Raw genomic sequence first — 18,105 nt, 5'->3', positions numbered from 1 at the left:
AATCGGACTCGATAGGCATTGTATACCTTTCGCTCGCGCGCAATGGACGGTTTGTCCACTGGCGGGAGGTGCCTGCCCCCGTGGTTCCGGGGCGCTCATGAAGATACCTGTTGTCCGGTTTCGCGCAAGAACGTTCGATTGGGTCGCCGCCGGCCGATCGCATCTCCGCCGGGACTCGTCCATTTCCGCTGCTAGGACCCCGTAGTGAAGGAATGGTCGATCTGATATGACCGTGGGCTCTTGACAGGGTGGGCATTTGCTGTTTACCTTCGGGGTTTATGGTGGATTTGTCGCGTGCTGTGACCGGTCCGTGACTCTTTGTCGATGGACGCCTGCGCGTCCGTTGATCGGCCGGGGCGCGACCCCGCTGCCGTTCGCCGGCTGGGCCGGCACGCTCGAAGAGCCGCCCTGAGCAGCGGAAAAGCAGGATGACCCGCTTTCCGGTGTGGACGCCGGGAGCGCTTCCGAGCTCGTCACGGCCGCCTACGCCGGCCTCTCGCGGATCTCCCCGCCCTGGGACGGAGGCGGAGCGACCTGGGGTCGGGCCGTCCCGCAGCAAGTCACGGCCACGACATCGGAAAGGCCGTCGAACGGGACCTCGCCATGACCGCTCGACGACAACGCACAGGTCGAAGATCAGGCTGATGGGATGTGGCGGCATCCGCCGCCGGGGACGCCCACCGATGACCGTTCGGTCGATATGCGTGACATGGTGGACGGCCGAGAACGAGCGGAACCGGTCCTCGTACCGGAGTGACGCTGGGGGCGCGCATCCGTTGCGGCGCCGCGTTCCCGAATGGGCATGCGTGAATAGCGCACGGGCAGAGAAGGCCCGCTTATCCCGTCCGGGCATGCTGGAGCCTGTTTCCGCCGGCCGGACATCGCGCAGGGGTATCGCGGTCCGGCCGGGCAGGGTCGCGGGCCGGGGCAGTTCGCCACCGCCCGCCGCCGGCGCTCGGAGCCGGACAGGTGATGCCGCGGCGCTCGGCCGCGAGGCCGGTCTCGCCGGGACGCGCGTCCCTTAATGGCCGGGGATTCCGGGCGGCGAGTTCGTTTCCGATGATGTGCACGGCGCGGGCGCCCGACGTCCGCGGCCGCCCATTTCGCCTTCGTGATCCCATGCGGCGGCGTCTTCGCCTCCTGTGCGGAATCCCCGGCGACCGGGTGGACGACGACAATATGGAAGATGTGCCGGGAGCGGTCCGATGCCACGCTGATCGGTGACCGGGCATCGTCGCCCGGCAATCTCGCCCCCGTAGCCCAGAGGTAGAGGCGAGCCCCTTAAAAGGGCTTTGTTGTTGGTTCGAATCCAACCGGGGGTACCAGGGTGCGGGGCCGGTCCGGCGGCCGGGCGATTTCACGGTCGGCGGGTCGGCCCGGATTCGCGGGCGGCGCCGGCGGTGGACGCTCCGCAGTGCCGCTCACCTGGGCGTTCATGCCGGTCCGGCGCACCCCGCAGCACCCCCTCCGCCGCCTGGCCGGCCGCCGCGTCGACGCGCCGTGGACGCGGCCGGGCCGCGGGTCCGCGAGCCGCCGGGCCCGGTGCGGACATGCCGGCCGCGGTGATAGAGCCGAGCATTTTCGAAGAGGACGCTTCGCGTTCGATTGTGTGAACATCGCAGCACAGTTGCCCGGAGAAAGGACAAGCCGGACGGTCGCCGCGCGGCGGTTCGGTGAGTGGATTTCTCGTCGGTTGGTTGCATTCGAGACAAGGGGCGAGATCGTGGTTGATTCCGCGGCCAATCCGGTCACCACATTGATCGACTCATTCGTCGCCGCGCCTGCGGATCGGCTGGAGGAGGCGTACCAGCGGCTCGTCGGCGCGCTCTGGCGAGACGGCCTTCCGACCGAGCAGACGCTGTCGGCGGTACCGCATCTCGTGGCGTGCCTGGACCAGGTGGACGAGGTGCGGCAGGGGCATCTCGCGATCCTCCTCGGGCTGCTCGCCGAGGTGGAGTATCCGGCCGCCGACGGGAAGGTGCACTCCGCGGTCCGCGCCGGACTCGACCGCTATCTCACCCTGTGGCGGAGCGCCCCGAAGGGCCAGGGGCTCTCGCTGGCCCTGCACTACCTTCTCGCGCACTTTCCCGACGACCGCCGCCGCATCCTCGCCGTGGCCGACGAGCTCGGCCTCGAGGTCGACGACCGGTCGCGGCTGGACCGCGCCCTGCTCCGGTTCGATCCGGACGACCCGGAGCCGCAGATCGGCCGCGCGTTCCCCTACCCGACGGCCTGGGAGATGGACGAGTCCGAGCGCGCGCACGACCGGGCGCAGGTCAAGTCGCTGACCGCCGAGCAGGTCGAGGCGCAGTGGCACAAGGACACCCGCACCGTGCTGGGGTTCACCGGCGCGAGGGCGTACTGGGCGGTGCGGCACGGCTCGCCGGCGCCGATCGAGCCCGACTCGCTCCCGCCGCGCTACCCGGATCCGCCGGAGGCCGACATCGACGTCTTCCGCCGGCACCAGGCGGCGTTCCGCTGCCCGAACTGCGGCGGGGGCCTGGAGTTCCGTCCCGGCTCCGCCCGCTGCACCGGCTGCGCCGGGGAGTACCGGATCACGCGGGGCATGCTCGACTTCACCGCGTCCGCCGGCGGGACGGGCGGCGCGGACTTCCTGTCCCAGCTGGTGAAGATCCCCACCATGGCCCACTTCATCGAGTCGAAGGCCCGGCCCAACTTCAAGCGGCTGTGCGGCTTCACCTGGGACGGGCCGGTGACGGCCGCCTTCGAGGAGAAGCTCATCGCCGAACTGGTGCGCCCGGTGGAGGGGCCGGTGCTCGACGTCGCCGCCGGACCGGGCGGGTTCACCCTGGCGCTCGCCAAGGCCGTCGGGCACGAGCGGGTGATCGCGCTGGACCTGATGCCGCAGATGCTCGCCTCGCTGCGGCACCGGCTGCCGCAGGTGCCCGCGGTCGTGGCGAACGCGCGGACGCTGCCGTTCGGCGACGGCACGCTGGGGGCGGCGATGTGCTGGAACGGGCCGCACGCGTTCCTGTACGAGGACACCGCCCCGATCTTCGCCGAGATCGGCCGGTGCCTGCGGCCCGGGGGCACCTTCACGACCTACAGCTTCCGCGACTCCGAGGACCCGATCTACCGGTACTTCGTCGCCTCGCACCACTTCCCGCAGTCCGAGCACGGTCTTCGGATGTACGACCTGGACGAGTTCAAGGGATGGCTGGCGGACGCCGGCCTCGTCGTGCGCGAGGAGTCGGCCATCGGACTGGCCTTCTTCATCACCGCGGAAAAGCAAGCGCCGGGGACGCGCGGCTGAGGAGCTAGGAGAGATCCCGTGTTGAAGGTTCGATTAGTGCAGCAGGGCGCCTGGGACATGCCGGTCGACTCGATGCCGCTCGCCGTCGGCTATCTGAAGGCGGTGATCGACGCCGACGTCGACTTCAACGGGGAGGTCGAGGCGGAGATCTCCAACTTCCGCGGCGGCGCGCAGCTGCAGGACATGGCCAAGGTGCTGCTGGGCGGCGAGATCCCCGACGTGGTGGCGTTCTCCGTGCTCGGCTGGAACTATCGGAAGTTCGGCGCGCTGGCCGAGACGTTCAAGCAGATCAACCCGCGCGGGCTGGTGGTGTTCGGCGGAAACCACGTGGCCTACCAGTCCGAGCGGGTGTTCCGCGACTTCCCCTGGGTCGACGTGGTGGTCAACGGGGAGGGCGAGCACACCTTCCACGAGCTGCTGACCCACGTGCTCGAGCACGACGAGTTCGACCCGGTGCACGTGCGGGGGCTGTCCTACCGGCGCCCGGACGGCGAGCACCACACCACGCCCGACCGGGACCGGATCGAGGACCTGGACGTGGTGCCCTCCCCTTTCCTCACCGGTGCCATCCCGATGGCCGACGCCGCCGGGAACTTCCGCTACGACGTGGCGCTGATGGAGACCAACCGCGGCTGCCCGTACAAGTGCTCGTTCTGCTACTGGGGCGGTGCGGTCGGCCAGAAGATGCGGTCGTTCTCCGCCGAGCGGCTCGCCGCCGAGCTGGACCTGTTCGGCTACCACAAGGCCCCGTCGCTCGTGCTCTGCGACTCCAACTTCGGGCTGCTCGAGGCGGACGAGGAGTTCGTGGAGATCGTGATCAAGACCAAGGAGAAGTACGGCTATCCGCAGGCGCTGATCACCAGCTGGGCGAAGAACAAGTCGCCGCGTTTCTACAACATCGTCCGGCAGCTCAAGCGGCACGGCCTGCACGGCATGTTCACCCTGGCGCTGCAGACCCTGGACGACGCGGCGCTGACCGACATGCTCCGCAAGAACATGAAGGTCAACCAGTGGGAGAGCATGGTCGACTGGCTCCACGAGGAGGGCCTGGAGTGCTACGGCGAGCTGATCTGGGGGGCGCCGGGGGAGACCGTGGAGTCGTTCCTGCGCGGCTACGACAGGCTCGCCAAGAAGGTCTCCCGGGTCGCGGTCTATCCGATGCTGCTGCTGCCCAACACCACGTACGCGCAGAACCGGGAGCTGCACGGGTTCGTCACGATCCGCGGTGAGGACGACGACTTCGAGTACGTGCTGGCCAACCGGACCTCCACGCTGGCCGAGAACATGGAGATGCAGCGTTTCGTGTTCTGGGCCCGGGTGCTCGGGGAGCAGCAGTTCCTGCGGCACGCCTGGCGGCCGCTGCTCGACGTGATCGGGATGACCCAGTCCCAGGGCATCCAGAGCGTCAAGGCGTACTTCGAGCGGTCCGACGATCCGGCCGCCGCCGCGTTCCTGGCGAAGCTGCCGGTGATCGCGGAGTCGCCGGCCATCGCCGAGGCGCTGCGCGACCTGCACCGCCGGCCGGAGCTGCGCGAGCTGATCCGGCAGTGGTGGCGCGAGGAGATCGTGCCCGCGTTCCCGGAGCCCTGGCAGGGGTTCGCGGAGGCGCTGTACGAGTACGAGCGCTGGTCGCGGCAGGTCTACGTGGAGCCGGGCGGGGAGCTGCCCCCCGGCTGGCACGCCGTCGACCGGGACGGCGGGCTCTGGTACGAGAGCGACCCGGTGTCGTTCCCCTACGACATGCCGGCGGCGCTGGAGAACTGGTCCGCGACGCTGGAGTCGGGGCCTCGGGAGGAGCCGACGACCCTGGTCTTCTCCGCCCGCCCCGGCTACTACGAGAACCTGGACAACTACGAGACCGCCTCGCTGCACCTGGCGACCCCGCGTCGTGTCCCCGGCTGACCCTTCGCCGGGACGTCCACGCTCGTCCGGAGCTCGGCATGGGCGAGAAGGAGATCTCGCTCATGCCGAGCCGCTCGCCGGCTCCCGCGCGGGGGCGCCGGCGTCGGGCTACGGAGCGATCGGGGTGCCGTCGGCGGCGTCCCGCACGCTGATCGCCGCGGTCGGGCAGGACCGGGCGGCCTCGAGCACGGCGTCGTCCGGGTCGATCTCCTCGGTGACGGGCTGCGAGACGCCGGTGTCGAGATGGAACCGGCCGTCCGCGATCGATGCGCACATGCCGGAGGAACAGCACATCGTCTGGTCGACCGTCAATGTCCAGCGGGTCGTGCTCATGGAATGCGATCCCATCTATGGAGTTGCCCGTCAAGGCTCGTGCCCGACACTGCCCTCCGCGGTTCGGGGCCGGAGGATTCCCTTCCGGGCCGGTGTCCGCAGATCGAATCCGAGCATGCGCGAATAATGGTCCGAACGCTTCTCCGACGGTGCTGCGAAATTGCGTTTCCGGCCGGCGTCCGGCCGGTGCCGTGGCACGCAAAATCGGAGATGCACCCGCCTGCGCGGTTATCGAGGATTGGTCGGTGTGGTTCATGTCCTTTCGTGACGCCGACCCGCACCCGGCCACGACCCGTTCGTGTCGCCCACCGGGCTTCAGAGATTCGTCGTATCCGACCGCGTCGCGAGCGCCGACCCGAGGAGAGGGCTTCGCATGACTGAAAAGATCGTCGTGGACGCCTGGCTGGCGGACCTGGCGTTCCCCCGTTACATGGACGAGTTGTTCCGGCTCGGCCGCCGGTTCGAGGAGGCGCACCCCGAGTACGAGATCAGGATCCGCGGCCTGGGGTTCAGGGACGGGGCCGCCGCGGTGGCCAGGGCGGCGGCGGAGGGCTCGCCGCCGGCGATCGCCGAGTACTACTACACGGAGATGCCGGACGCGCTGGACGCGGTGGACGGCGCCGGCCGCCCGGTGTTCACCTCGGTGGAGCGGGCGGTGGCGGGCCGGACCCACATCCTCGGTGAGCCGGTCATCCTGGACGACCTGCTGCCCGCGCTCCGCGACCAGTACAGCTGGCGGGGCGAGCTGGTCTCGCTGCCCACGGTGGCCACCACGTTCCAGCTGTTCACCAACGTGACCATGCTCCGCAAGGCGGGCGTGCGGGACATCCCGCAGACCTGGCAGGACCTGAGGGCGGCGTGCGAGCGGGTGGTGAAGTCGCCGGGCGGGCCGCCGCACGCGATCACCTGGGCGAACAACGGGATCCCCTTCCAGCACGCGATCGCGATGCAGGGCGGTGAGCTCGCCGACCACGGCAACGGGCGGCTCGGCCGGGCCGAGACCGTGGACTTCACCACCAAGGAGATGATGGCCTGGGTGTCGTGGTGGCGGGACCTGTACGAGGACGGCCTGTACCGCTACACGGGCGAGCTCGGCGACTGGTTCGGCACCTTCGAGCTCTTCGCGGAACAGCAGGTGGCGTTCCGGCTCAGCTCGACCAACGACATCGGCGCGGCCGCGGAGGCCGCCGCCGACGCCGGGTTCGAGTTCGCGGTCTCCCGCTTCCCCTTCAACGCGGACGTCCCCTATCGGGGCAACGTGGTCGCGGGCACCTCACTGTGGCTGGCGGACGGCCTGGACGAGGCCACCCGGGACGGCGCGCTGGCGTTCATGCAGTTCCTCGGCAACCCCCGGAACGCCGCGCAGTACCACAAGGCGCACAGCTTCATCCCGATCACCAAGTCCGCCTTCGCCCTGCTGGAACGGGAGGGCTGGTTCGCCGAGCATCCCTACCACCGGGCGCCCAGCGACCAGCTCGACCTGGCCGCCGGGGTGAACTCCGCCCCGGGCGCGCTGATCGGGGACTTCTTCGAGATCCAGGTCGTGCTCACCCGGGCCATGCACGACGTGATGGTGCAGGGAGCGGATCCGCTGGAGCGGTTCGCCCAGGCGACCGCCGAGGCGCAGGAGATGCTGGACCGCTACCTCGCCGAGCACCCTGGCCCGCGTTAGCCCGCCCGGCATCCCCGCAGTGCCGGCGATCAGCGACCCGCGCCGTTGACGGCGCGGGTCGCACGGCTTCTGGGGAGGCTCCCGGGAAACGGGACCACGAGCGACTCCCGCTCGACGTCCAGGGGCGCTCAAACGTCTGGCGCACCACCCGGCGGCGGGCGGCCGCCGGGTGGTGCGCCAGAACACGGTCAGTCGGGGAGTTCGATCGACAGTGCGTGGCGGAACTCGTTCCGGGGGTCGTAGCGCTTCTTGACCTGCTGCAGCCGCGGATAGTTGTGCTTGTAGTAGAGCGTGGACCAGGGGACCCCGGAGGTGTTCCACTCCGGGTCGGCCAGGTCGCGGTCCGGATAGTTGATGTAGGCGCCGTCGTTGTACTCGTTGGGCACCGGCACGCCGCCGGTCTCGGCGTAGACGTCGTGATAGAGCGCGCGCAGGTCGGCGATGCGGGCGTCGTCCTCCCGCTCGTCGGACCACGCCGAGAGGTAGGCCGCCTTGAGGATGGAGTCGCGCTGCGCGATCGCGGTGGCGTCGGGCGCCACGGCGTTCACCTGCCCGCCGTATCCGATGAGGATCAGGTTCAGGGACTTCTCGCCGTCGGTGTCCAGGTGGCGGTACGCCGTGGCGATCTGCCGCTCGGTGTAGGCCCTGCGCAGATAGGCCGACTTCAGCTTGAAGCGGCGGGTCGCGATGTCGCCGGGCTCGCCGCGGTTGGGGAAGGTGAAGAAGTACAGCCAGGACACGACGTCGTCGGTGCTGCGGGTGACCGGCTCGATGCCCACGTTCCGGGACACCTCGTCGAAGAACCCGTTCATCATCCGCTCGGCGCCGGGAATGCCGTCGTCGATCATCGACCCCACGACGATCATGCCGCCGGACCGGTGGGTGGCGGCGAAGTAGCCGGTGAGGTTCGCGCCGGCGCAGCCGGGCTCGCTGTTGCGCTCGAACCACCCGCCGAAGTCGCGCAGCAGCCGGACGAAGGCGTCCTCGGTCATCGTGTCCCAGGACCAGGCGACGATGCCGTTGCGCCACCTGATCGGGGCCCGGGGGAGCAGCTCGCGGGGGTCGGTGGAGGTGACTCCGGGGGTGCGCACCCAATAGCGGGTCACCACGCCGAAGTTGCCGCCACCGCCGCCGGTGTGCGCCCACCACAGGTCGTGGTGCGGGTCGCCGGGGTCGTCGGTGGCCACGATCGCCCTCGCCCGCCCGGCGGCGTCCACGACGACGACCTCGACCGCGCACAGGTAGTCGACGATGGCGCCGAGCCGGCGGGTCAACGGGCCGAAGCCGCCGCCGGCCAGGTGCCCGCCGATGCCGACCTCCGTGCCCTCACCGGCCGGGAGGGTGACCCCCCAGCCCTTGTACAGCCGGCGGTAGACGTCCCCGATCGTCGCTCCGGGCTGCAGCGCGAACGCGCGGCGCTCATGGTCGAAGGACACCTCGTTCATCTCGGACAGGTCGATCAGGACGCCGCCGTCGGTGGAGGCGGAGCCCTCGAAGCCATGGCCGCCGCTGCGGACGGTGACCCGCTTGCCCTCCGCCACCGCCCTGCCGACCGCGTCGACGACCTCCTGGGTACTGGCCGGCACGCACACGTAGTCCACGTCGGCCACGAACCGCTGGTTGTAACCGCGCAGCACGCTGTCGAAGCGCGGATCGTCGGCGGTGATGACGCCGCCCCCGTACGACGGCGTGCTCGCCACCGGTGAGCCGGAGGGTCGGGTATCGGTCTCGGTCACGGTGTTACCTCCAATCTCGATGTGCTGCGCTCACCGCGGCATGTACTCCGGCCGCTTGTCCGTGTGGTAGAGCCACGCCTGCACGAGCATGAGGTTGACCACCCAGCCGATCCACCGCGCCGCTTCCAGCAGGTAGTTCACGTCGATGGGGTCCGGCAGCCGGAGCCCCACCGACACGATGAGCGTGCCCCACACGTTGTTCATCGTGATCGCGAAGGCATAGAGCATGTACCGGCGGTGCACCGCGTACCGGTGCTGCCGCGCCCGGATGAAGCCCACCGTGACCACCACCAGCCAGGTGATGGTGGCCATGGACACCCCGATCTGGCCGACCGGCGGCGCGAACGGGACGATGGACAGCCCGAGCAGCCCGGAGATCAGCGCGGACACGACATAGATCCGCCCGGTGACCCGGTGCACCTTCGGGTGGTTGCGCCGCACCCAGGGCCACACCTGGATCACGACGGTGAACACCGCGATGGTGCCGAACCCCATGTGCCCGAGCAGGCTCGGGTAGTACAGCGGGTAGCCGTCGTGCGGCGGGATCGGGGCGGTCGACTCGTTCAGGTCCCGGAACGGCAGGACGGTGTAGATCCACCAGGCGAGGGCGACCAGGAAGAGCGGGATGATCCAGGGGCGGCGCCACCACACCGGTGCAGTCCGCTCCGCCGCGGCCCGGCCGTGCCCCCCGGTCCGCACATCCCCGGCGGGGGCCTTCTCGATGTCGTATGTCATGGTTTGACCTCCTGCTCGACCACGTCATGCGGTCAGGGGCTGGGTGCCTCGGCCATGTCCGGCGGCCCGGCATCCGATGAGCACGGCCGGACGGGCCTCGGCGATGGCGATGGCGGCCGAGTCGCCGCGATTTCGGAGCCTGAGCGGTCCGCGGTGGTCATCGCGCACTGTGCGCGTCCTCTCGGGCGACGAAAGCGTCGACCCATCGTGACACCGGCCGAAGTGGAATCGTTCTTCGAAAATGCGCGGAATCGCCGGTCGGCGCGGAATCCGAGGTGTTCTCGGATCCCTATCGTTATTCGGACCGGACCGATTTCGGCGGCAAAGCCTACGGCCCCGGGAGGAAGGGATCCCGGGGCCGTAGGGTGCCGTGTTCTCCTTCCGGCCGCGGGGCCGACGGGGTTCAGCTCGCGTTCACGGGGGTGTTCTGGTACGCGGCCAGCCGCCACTGCCCGTCGCGCCGCACCACGACCCAGGAGGCCCGGATGGCGGCGGCCGGGGACACCTCGCTCTCCCCGGCCTCCAGCACCCCGCCCTGGGTGAGCAGGATGGCGGCGTCGGAGTCGAGCATCCGGATGCCGAGCGGCTTGCCGGTCACCTGGGTGCCCTTGTAGCGGCCCTGGTAGGCCTCGCGGAGGAACTCGCGGATCGCCTCCCGGCCGTTCCTGTAGACGCCGGCCAGGATCATGGTGCCGTCCTCGGTGAAGAGGTCGGCGAAGCCGTCGGCGTCGTGGTACGCCCAGGCGGCGATCACCTTCTGGGTGAGCGCGGCGATGCCGGCCTTGTCGGCGTCGGAGGGCTCGGTCGCCGGGGGAGTGGTCGAGGTCATGCGCCCTGGCCTTTCTCTTCGTTCTGCCGGAGGGGGGTCAGATGTACTGGGTGTTGGGCTCCAGGCCGCACAGCACGCGCCCGTACAGCTCGGTGTTGGTGTTCGGGTGCATCAGCGCGTGCAGGCAGAGCGCCTGGACGTCGCGCGCGATCCGCTGGATCGGCACGTCGGTGTAGATCGAGGAGCCTCCGCTCGCGGTGGCGAGGATGTCCACCGCCTCGCGCACCAGCCGGACCACCGCGCCCATGTCGGCGCGCGCCCGGACGCGCTCCTCGACCTTCCACTGCGCGCCCTCGTTGCCCTTGGTGTCCACCTGTGCGGCCAGGCGCTGCGCGTGGAACTCGGCCGCGTCCAGCTTCAGCGTCGCGTCGGCGACCTGCAGGTGGGTCAGCGGAGCCGTGCGCTGGCTCTCGTAGTCGGTGTAGGTGATCTTGCGGTCGCCCAGCCGGTGCAGGAACGCGTCCCTGGCCGCGCGGCCGAGCCCGAGCACCGTGCCGACCGAGGACGCCGCGGCCACCGGGAGCAGCGGAAGCCGGTAGATCTTGGACTCGGCGCTGCGCTGGGACGCCGGTTCGCCCTGCAGCACGGCGCCCAGGGGCAGCACCCGCTGCTGCGGGACGAACAGGTCCTTGGCGACCGTGCTGACGCTGCCGGTGCCGCGCAGGCCGCTGGTGTGCCAGTCGTCGACGATCAGCAGGTCCGACATCGGGACCAGGGCCATCACCGGGTACGGTTCGCCCTCGGGCGGCACCAGGATCGCGATGATCTCCTGCCAGTGGCTGTGGTGCGCCCCGCTGATGAACCGCCACTTGCCGTTCACCACGATCCCGCCGTCGGCGGGGGCGGCCATCGCGGACGGGCTCAGCGTGCCGCACACCCGCACGTCCGGGGTGTCGAACACCTCGTCCTGCACCTCGTCGGGGAACAGGCACGCCATCCAGCCGGGGATCCAGTACACCGAGGCCACCCACGCGGCCGAGCCGTCGCCCCGCCCCAGCTCGGCGGCGACCTCGACCAGGGTGCGGGTGTCGGCCTCGTAGCCGCCGTACCGCTTGGGCCGGCGCAGCTTGAACACCCCGGCGTCGGCGAGCCCCTCGATCACCTCGTCGTGCAGCCGCCGGTTCTCCTCCGCCCAGGAGGCGTGCTTCTGCAGCAACGGCACCAGTTCGGCCGACTTGCGGACCAGCTGCTCGCGCGATGGGGTTCCGATTTTGGACACAGCATCCTCCTGGACGGAACGGGAAACGGGAATTCCTAGGAGTCGATCGGCGCCGGCCCGGCGTCGGCGACCGCGGGGAGGACCTTCTCCCCGATGATCTCCACCTGCCGGAGCGGGTCGCCCGGGGCCAGCAGGATGCCGATCACCGTGTGCACGCCTTCGTCCGCGAGCCGGCGCAGCTGCGTGATCAGTTCCTCGGTTCCGGCGCCGTCGGCACCGACGTCCACGGGCAGGGCGCAGGTCTTCTCGATCGCGTCGTAGTCGCGCCCGGCGTCCGCGCAGAGCCGGCGCAGCAGACCGAGCTTGTCGGGCAGGTCCGGGCCGGGGTAGAGGTTGCAGGCGTCGGCGTACCGCGCGACCAGGCGCAGCGTTTTGGCCCCGCCCCCGCCGAGCATGATCGGCGGATGCGGCCGGGTCAGGCTCTGCGGCAGGTTCAGCGGCCGGTCCACCCGGTAGTGCCGCCCCTGGAAGGGGCGCTCGTCCCCGTGTTCACCGTGCCAGTAGCCGCGCAGGATCTGCAGCGTCTCCTCGAGCATCTCGAACCGGTCGGCCACCGGGGGGAACGGGATGCCGGAGCCGGTCGCCTCGTCCTCGTACCAGCCGACGCCCAGGCCGAGCGTGGCCCGGCCGCCGGACAGGACGTCGAGCGTCGTCACCGTCTTGGCCAGCAGGGCCGGCGGACGGAAATGGACACCGGCCACGAACGACGCGACCCGGCACCGGCGCGTGTGCGCGGCGATCGTCGCGAGCGTGGTGAAGCACTCCAGTTGCGGTGCCTGCGGACCGCCGGCGTGCGGCCCCTGCCAGAGATGGTCGCCGACGCCGATCAGCGAGAAACCGGCGTCGTCGGCGGTACGGCCGATCCGCGCCACCGTCTCGCCCATTGCGGCCGGTCCGCCGTTCCAGGCGAATGCTCCCAATGCCAGCCCGACGTGCACGTCACACCTCCCTGCAGACGAAAAACGTGTGCCGCCCGGGTCGAGAGTCGCATTCGCCCGCGGTGGGCCACATCCTTGAGATTGCGTCGATCAATTCGATTTCCGGCGGGAATGCCGGGACCGCGGCGCCGCGTGCCGGGGTGAAAAAACGACCCGGCACGCGGCGCCGCCCTTTCGCCGCCGGTGAGGATCCGCCGCGTCCGCCTCGTCGGCTCGTCCGCCTCAGGCGGCGGTCGCGTCCGCGGGGGCGGCGGTCAACCGGACCGGCAGGGCGCGGTGGCCGTTCATGATGAACGTGGGCAGCGGCTGCAGCTCCTCCTCCGGCACCGCCAGGCGCAGCTGCGGGAACCTGTCGAACAGCCTGGACAGGCCGATGGTGGCGACGAGCCGGGCGATCCCCGCGCCGAGGCAGTAGTGCGGGCCGTGGCCGAAGGAGATGTGCTCCTTGTTCTCCCGGGTGATGTCGAACTCGCCGGCGCTGTCGCCGTGCAGCGCCGGGTCGCGGCCCGCGGCGGCGTAGTTGATCAGGATCGGGTCGCCCTGCGGGATGGTGACGCCGTCCAGCTCGATGTCGGTCACGGCGTACCGCAGCGGCAGGCTGGCCAGCGGGCACTGCACGCGCAGCACCTCGTCGATCACCTCGTCCCAGCCGACCTGCCCGGACAGCACGAGCTCCAGCTGGTCGGGGTGGGTGACGAGCGCGGTGACCGCGTTGTCCAGGAAGTTGATGGTGGTCTCCGAGCCGGCGCCCAGGATCGCGAAGATCGTGTCGGTGAGCTCGGTGTCGGTCAGCTGGCCGCCGTTCTCGTCGTCGCGCGCGGCGATCAGGTCGCTGGCGATGTCCTCGCCGGGGTTGCGCCGCTTGGAGGCGATGAGCTCGTCCATGGCGGTGCGCCAGCCGTTGAGGATGGCCTGCGCCTGCTCCGGGCTGACCGTGGTGTCCACCATCAGGTCCATGGCCTTGGCGGTCTGCACCCGCTGCTCCTCGGTCATCCCGATGAGGTCGGCGATCAGCAGGGCCGGCAGCGGATAGCAGAACTTCTCCCGCAGGTCGACCACCTCGTCCGGCTCGGCGGCCAGCCCGTCCAGTAACTGGTCGACGAGCTTCTCCACGCGGGGCCGGATCATCTCGGTCCGGTGCGCGGTGAACGCCTTGGAGATCAGCCGGCGCAGCCGGACCAGATGCTTGCCGTAGGCGGTCACCATGTTGTCCATCGCCACCCAGCTGATCATCTCCCAGTCGGGCGGGATCTCCCCGTTGATGAACTTCGGCCAGTGGTTGCGGGCGTTCTTGGTGACGTTGCGGTCCAGCAGCAGCTGCTTGATGACCTCGTAGCTGTTGACCGACCAGGCGTGCACGCCGCCCGGCAGCTCCACCTTGACCGCCGGGGCCTGCGCGCGCAGGCGGTCGGCCTCGGCGTGGATGTCCCGGCCGCTGGGGTCCAGGACAGGGCATCGGTCGTGCATGGGTGACTCCTTATCGGCGGCGAACGAAACCTCGGCCGGTGCCGTCCGGCACGGTGCCGGGGCGGAAGGGCTGCTCACATGCCGGCCAGCGCCAGTTTCTCGGGGGCCGATCCGGGGCGCACCTCGCAGAATGCGGAGCATTGCCGGGCGGACGATCGCCGGACGGGCCGGTCCGCATTCAGAGAGAAGACCGGGCGGCGGCGCGATGTAACGATTCCGCAGGTGCGCCCTTTCGTTTCCGGTCCGCACCGCGGGCCGGGCGAGAGCACTCGCTCATCGCCGAAGGGGCATCCGCCGACCGCGGGCGCTCCGTCACATCACGATCGGGCCGTTCACCGTGCTCGAAGGGTCCGGAGTCGGTTTGACAAAGAAGGACGTGAGATGAACAACACCCCCCACAGCGATCCGCGACTCTCGGAGATCGAGGGAAAGGTCGAGGAGATCTGGAACCGCGTCCTCAAGGTGCCGGCGGGGATGCAGGACGCCACTTTCTTCGAGCTGAACGGGGAGTCGATCTCGGCGGTTCGCATCGTTTCGTGGATCGAGGAGGAGCTCGGCATCCTCGTCGATGTCGGTGACATCTTCGAGGAGGACCCCAACTTACGGGAGTTCTCCCGGACCGTGGTGGCCAAGGCGAAGACGTCCTCGTCGCTCTAGCGCGGCGTCATGCGGAAAAGGGAGAGGCGGAGGAGCGGGGAATGACTGGGTCCTCTCTCGCGCGCGGCGTCGGCTGGGCAGAGACGTCCGCCGCCCAGGACGGACTGTGGTTCCTGAGCGGACTCGATCCCGGTTCACCCGGCCACCGGGTGTGCCGGGCGTATCGGGTGGTCGGCGACCTCGACGGCGGGGCGCTGCGCGCCGCATGGCAGGCGGTGGTGCGCCGGCACGACGCCCTTCGGACCACGCTGGTCGAGCGGGGCGGGCTGCCGATGCAGCGCATCGCGGCCGGACACGACGCCCCGCCTTCGTTCACCGACTTCGGTCCGCTGCCCGCCGCCGACCCGGAGGCGGCCGTGTCGCGGTGGGTCGCGCGCCAGGCCGCCATTCCGATGCGGCTCGCCGAAGGGCCGCTCGCCCGGCTTTCGGTCGCCCGGATCGGGGACCGGGAGCACGTCGTCGTATTGCTCCTGCATCGGGCGATCGCCGACGAGGCGTCGATGTCGATATTGGTGAACGAGCTGTCCGCGTGTTACGCGGCGGAACTGCACGGCACAAGGGCGCACCGCGCGTTGCCCGACCTTCCGGCCCAGTATTCGGACTACGCCCGGTGGCAGCGCGGTCAGGCGTCCGGTCCGGGATTCCGGAAAATGCTGGACTGGTGGACGTCGGCCTTGACGCCGCTCCCGCCCGCGCTGACGCTGCCGGTGGATCGCCCCCGTCCTGCGGAGCCCTCGTCCGCCGGTGGCATCGTGCGGTTCGACTGGGGCGACGAAATGGGGCGCCTTCTTCTCCGGCTGTGCGAGACGGAACGGACGACACCTTTCGTGGCGCTCCTCGCCGGTCTCCAGGCCCTGCTCTTCCGCTACGGCGGCGAGGAACGCGTGGCGGTGGGCGCCGCGGTTCCGGTGCGCCCGCAATCCGGCTTCGAAAACCTCATCGGCCCGTTCGAGAACCTCATCGTTGTCTGCGCCGACTTCTCCGGGCGGCCCACCTTCCGGGAACTGCTGGGCCGGGTGGCGCGGTTCACCGGGAACGCGCTCGCCCATCGGGAGCTTCCGTTCCAGCACCTGGTGTCCGCGCTGGACGTCGATCGGGACCCGCGCCGGCTTCCGCTGTCGGACGTGATGTACGCGTTCCAGGAGACGCCCGAGGCCGAGCTGAGGGTGCCCGGTGCGGACGTCCGGCCGGAGCGGATCGACGACGGCCGGGCACGGACCGACCTCACGCTGAAGGTGGACCGGATCCGGCCCTCGGTCGCGGGCTTCCTGGAGTACCGCCGCGCCCTCTTCGACGAGGCGTCGGTGCGGCGGATCCTCGACCAGCAGCGCACCCTGCTGGCCGCCGCGCTCGCCGAACCCGACACCGCGGTGGACGCCCTGCCCCTGGACGGGCCCGGGCGGCTTCGCGCGGCGGTGCGCGACGCCGATCGGATCACCGCCGCCCCGCCCGGCGAGCCGCCGGTCCACGAACTCGTCCACATGCGAGCGAAAGAGCGGCCGACGGCGGACGCGGTGGCGTGGGACGGCGACACCATCACCTACCGCGAACTCCAGGAACGGGCCGCGCGGGTCAGCGACGCGCTGGGCGGCCTCGGCGGGGTCGAGGGCGCGGCGGTCGCGGTGCGGATGCCGGCCGGCCCCCGCCAGGTCGCGGCGCTGCTCGGGATCCTCGACGCCGGGGCCCACATGGTCTGTCTCGGCTCGGGTGACGCCGGGGAGCGGGGCAGGGCGGTGCTCTCCGGCCTCCGGCCCGCGTGCCTGGTGGTCGACGGGGAGACGCCCGGCGATGACCTGTGCGAGTGGTACCGCCGGGAACTGGGCGGCCGGGTGCTCGACGTCGCGACCCTCGACCACGTCCGTGGCGCCCCCAGGACGCCGGTGCGCACCGCCCCGGGCGACCGGGCGTACATCGCCTACACCTCCGGCTCGACCGGCAGGCCCAAGGGGATCGCCCAGTCCCATGCCAGTTTCGCCCAGTTCGTCACCTGGCTGGCGGGGGAGTTCGGCATCGGACCCGGTTCCCGGGTGGCGCAGTGGGCGGCGTCCGGGTACGACGCCGGCCTGGTCGAGATCTTCGCGGCGCTGGTGGCGGGCGCCACGCTGTGTCCGGTGCCGGAGCGGATCAGAGCCCATCCCGAGAAGACGGTGCAGTGGCTCGAGGCCGAGCGCGTCACCCTTTTCCAGACGGTCCCCAGCTTCGCCCGGGAACTCCTCGAGGTGATCAACACCCGGGAAGGGGCGGGCCGGCCGCTGCCCGCGCTCGACCACCTGCTGCTGGCCGGCGAGGCGCTGCCGGGCGACCTGGCCAACGGCCTGCGGGCCGCGCTGCCCTCCGTGCGATTGGTCAACCTGTACGGCCCCACCGAGGCGATATTGGCGACCTGGTACGAGGTCACCGGCACCGTGCACGGGACGACCCCGATCGGCACGTCCATTCCCGGGCGTCAGGTCCTGCTGCTGGACGAGCGGGACCGGCCCTGTCCCGCCGGTGTCGTCGGGAACATCGTCATCCGGAGCCCCTACATCAGCCACGGCTATGTGGGCGGCCGGGCCGCGGACGACGCGGCGTTCGCCCCCCTCCGCGGCCCGAGGGAACTCGGGATCGAGGGCGACTGCTACCGGACCGGGGACCTCGGGCGCAGGAGGTGGGACGGCCTTCTCGAATTCCGGGGGCGAAGGGACTTCCAGATCAAGTTCTACGGCACCCGGATGGAGCTCACCGAGATCGAGTCGGCGTTGGCCGCGCACCCGTCGGTGGCCGAATGCGCCGTGGTCCCGATCACCCGCCCGGACGGGCTGGTGGCCCGTTTGGTGGCGTACGTCGTGCCCCGGTCCTCCCCGGAGGGCGCGACGGGCGACCCGGCGGTGTGGCGGGCCGCCCTGCGCCGGCGATTCGGAAAGGCGATGCCCCCCGTCTCGTTCCGGGAGATGACCGATCTGCCGCGCAACATCGGCGGCAAGGTGGACCGCGGCAGGCTCCCGGCCGGGCGGTCCGCCGCCCCCTCGGCCAGACCGCCGGAGACGGCGGTGGAGAAGGGGATGGCCGAGATCTGGTCGGACCTGCTGGCCGGCGAGCCCGGCGCGGAACGCCCGTCGTCCCCGTCCGTGTTGCGGGAACCCGATCGGCCGGAACGGAACGGATTCCGCGCGGACGACACCTTCTTTGAGGCCGGAGGGCACTCCCTGCTGGTGCTCCGATTACTCGATCGGATACGCGAGCGGTTCGGAGTCGAGCTCTCGCTCCGGGACTACTTCGACAATTCCTCGTTGGCCGATCTCGCCAGGCTCGTCGCATTGAGATCGGCCGGTGCAGGCGCCGCCACGACCACGATTGGATGAAA

At 70.5% G+C, this 18,105-nt stretch carries 12 protein-coding genes and 1 tRNA gene; 6 read left to right on the top strand and 7 right to left on the bottom strand.

Features of this window, described 5'->3' with window-relative positions:
* Positions 1-1,249: 1,249 nt before the first annotated feature.
* From HNR21_RS33235 to HNR21_RS33225, 3 genes are all read left to right on the top strand, one after another.
* A tRNA-Leu gene (locus tag HNR21_RS33235) sits at positions 1,250-1,325 on the top strand.
* 431 nt (positions 1,326-1,756) lie between these two features.
* On the top strand, positions 1,757-3,274 hold the full coding sequence (locus HNR21_RS33230; RefSeq protein ID WP_246442428.1) for a class I SAM-dependent methyltransferase: 1,518 nt from the start codon (positions 1,757-1,759) through the stop codon (positions 3,272-3,274).
* Between the two features lie 36 nt (positions 3,275-3,310).
* On the top strand, positions 3,311-5,176 hold the full coding sequence (locus HNR21_RS33225; RefSeq protein WP_220500394.1) for a KedN5 family methylcobalamin-dependent radical SAM C-methyltransferase: 1,866 nt from the start codon (positions 3,311-3,313) through the stop codon (positions 5,174-5,176).
* 108 nt (positions 5,177-5,284) lie between these two features.
* Here HNR21_RS33225 and HNR21_RS33220 read toward each other — a convergent pair whose 3' ends face one another.
* Entirely contained in the window at positions 5,285-5,509 is a 225-nt protein-coding gene (locus HNR21_RS33220) for a ferredoxin (protein ID WP_182708229.1), read from the bottom strand.
* Positions 5,510-5,882: 373 nt separating this feature from the next.
* Here HNR21_RS33220 and HNR21_RS33215 point away from each other — a divergent pair, with 373 nt between their 5' ends.
* Complete coding sequence (locus tag HNR21_RS33215; RefSeq protein ID WP_182708228.1) at positions 5,883-7,181, top strand: extracellular solute-binding protein; 1,299 nt, start codon at positions 5,883-5,885, stop codon at positions 7,179-7,181.
* Between the two features lie 188 nt (positions 7,182-7,369).
* Here the strand turns inward: HNR21_RS33215 and HNR21_RS33210 are convergent, their stop codons facing one another.
* From HNR21_RS33210 to HNR21_RS33185, 6 genes are all read right to left on the bottom strand, one after another.
* The gene (locus HNR21_RS33210; protein ID WP_119728801.1) at positions 7,370-8,917 is read right to left on the bottom strand and encodes an FAD-dependent oxidoreductase; all 1,548 of its coding nucleotides are present in this window, start codon (positions 8,915-8,917) and stop codon (positions 7,370-7,372) included.
* A gap of 30 nt (positions 8,918-8,947) precedes the next feature.
* Positions 8,948-9,652 (bottom strand): DUF2306 domain-containing protein, encoded by a 705-nt coding sequence (locus HNR21_RS33205; RefSeq protein WP_182708227.1) that lies wholly within the window; start codon positions 9,650-9,652, stop codon positions 8,948-8,950.
* Positions 9,653-10,055: 403 nt separating this feature from the next.
* Positions 10,056-10,481: an SgcJ/EcaC family oxidoreductase gene (locus HNR21_RS33200; RefSeq protein WP_182708226.1), complete on the bottom strand. Its 426-nt coding sequence runs from the start codon at positions 10,479-10,481 to the stop codon at positions 10,056-10,058.
* A gap of 37 nt (positions 10,482-10,518) precedes the next feature.
* On the bottom strand, positions 10,519-11,700 hold the full coding sequence (locus HNR21_RS33195) for an acyl-CoA dehydrogenase family protein (protein ID WP_182708225.1): 1,182 nt from the start codon (positions 11,698-11,700) through the stop codon (positions 10,519-10,521).
* Between the two features lie 35 nt (positions 11,701-11,735).
* Positions 11,736-12,638, bottom strand: coding sequence for an LLM class F420-dependent oxidoreductase (locus tag HNR21_RS33190; RefSeq protein ID WP_182708224.1), 903 nt, complete (start codon positions 12,636-12,638; stop codon positions 11,736-11,738).
* Positions 12,639-12,860: 222 nt separating this feature from the next.
* Positions 12,861-14,105: a cytochrome P450 family protein gene (locus tag HNR21_RS33185; protein WP_182708223.1), complete on the bottom strand. Its 1,245-nt coding sequence runs from the start codon at positions 14,103-14,105 to the stop codon at positions 12,861-12,863.
* Positions 14,106-14,486: 381 nt separating this feature from the next.
* Between HNR21_RS33185 and HNR21_RS33180 the strand changes: the two genes are divergently transcribed.
* Together HNR21_RS33180 and HNR21_RS33175 are read left to right on the top strand one after the other, a co-directional pair.
* Entirely contained in the window at positions 14,487-14,762 is a 276-nt protein-coding gene (locus HNR21_RS33180; protein ID WP_119728807.1) for a phosphopantetheine-binding protein, read from the top strand.
* 41 nt (positions 14,763-14,803) lie between these two features.
* The gene (locus tag HNR21_RS33175) at positions 14,804-18,103 is read left to right on the top strand and encodes a non-ribosomal peptide synthetase (RefSeq protein WP_182708222.1); all 3,300 of its coding nucleotides are present in this window, start codon (positions 14,804-14,806) and stop codon (positions 18,101-18,103) included.
* Positions 18,104-18,105: the final 2 nt, after the last annotated feature.

It is taken from the genome of Thermomonospora cellulosilytica (genome assembly GCF_014138835.1).
GTDB classification, from domain to species: Bacteria; Actinomycetota; Actinomycetes; order Streptosporangiales; family Streptosporangiaceae; genus Thermomonospora; species Thermomonospora amylolytica.
This window is presented reverse-complemented; position numbering and strand designations above follow the sequence as displayed.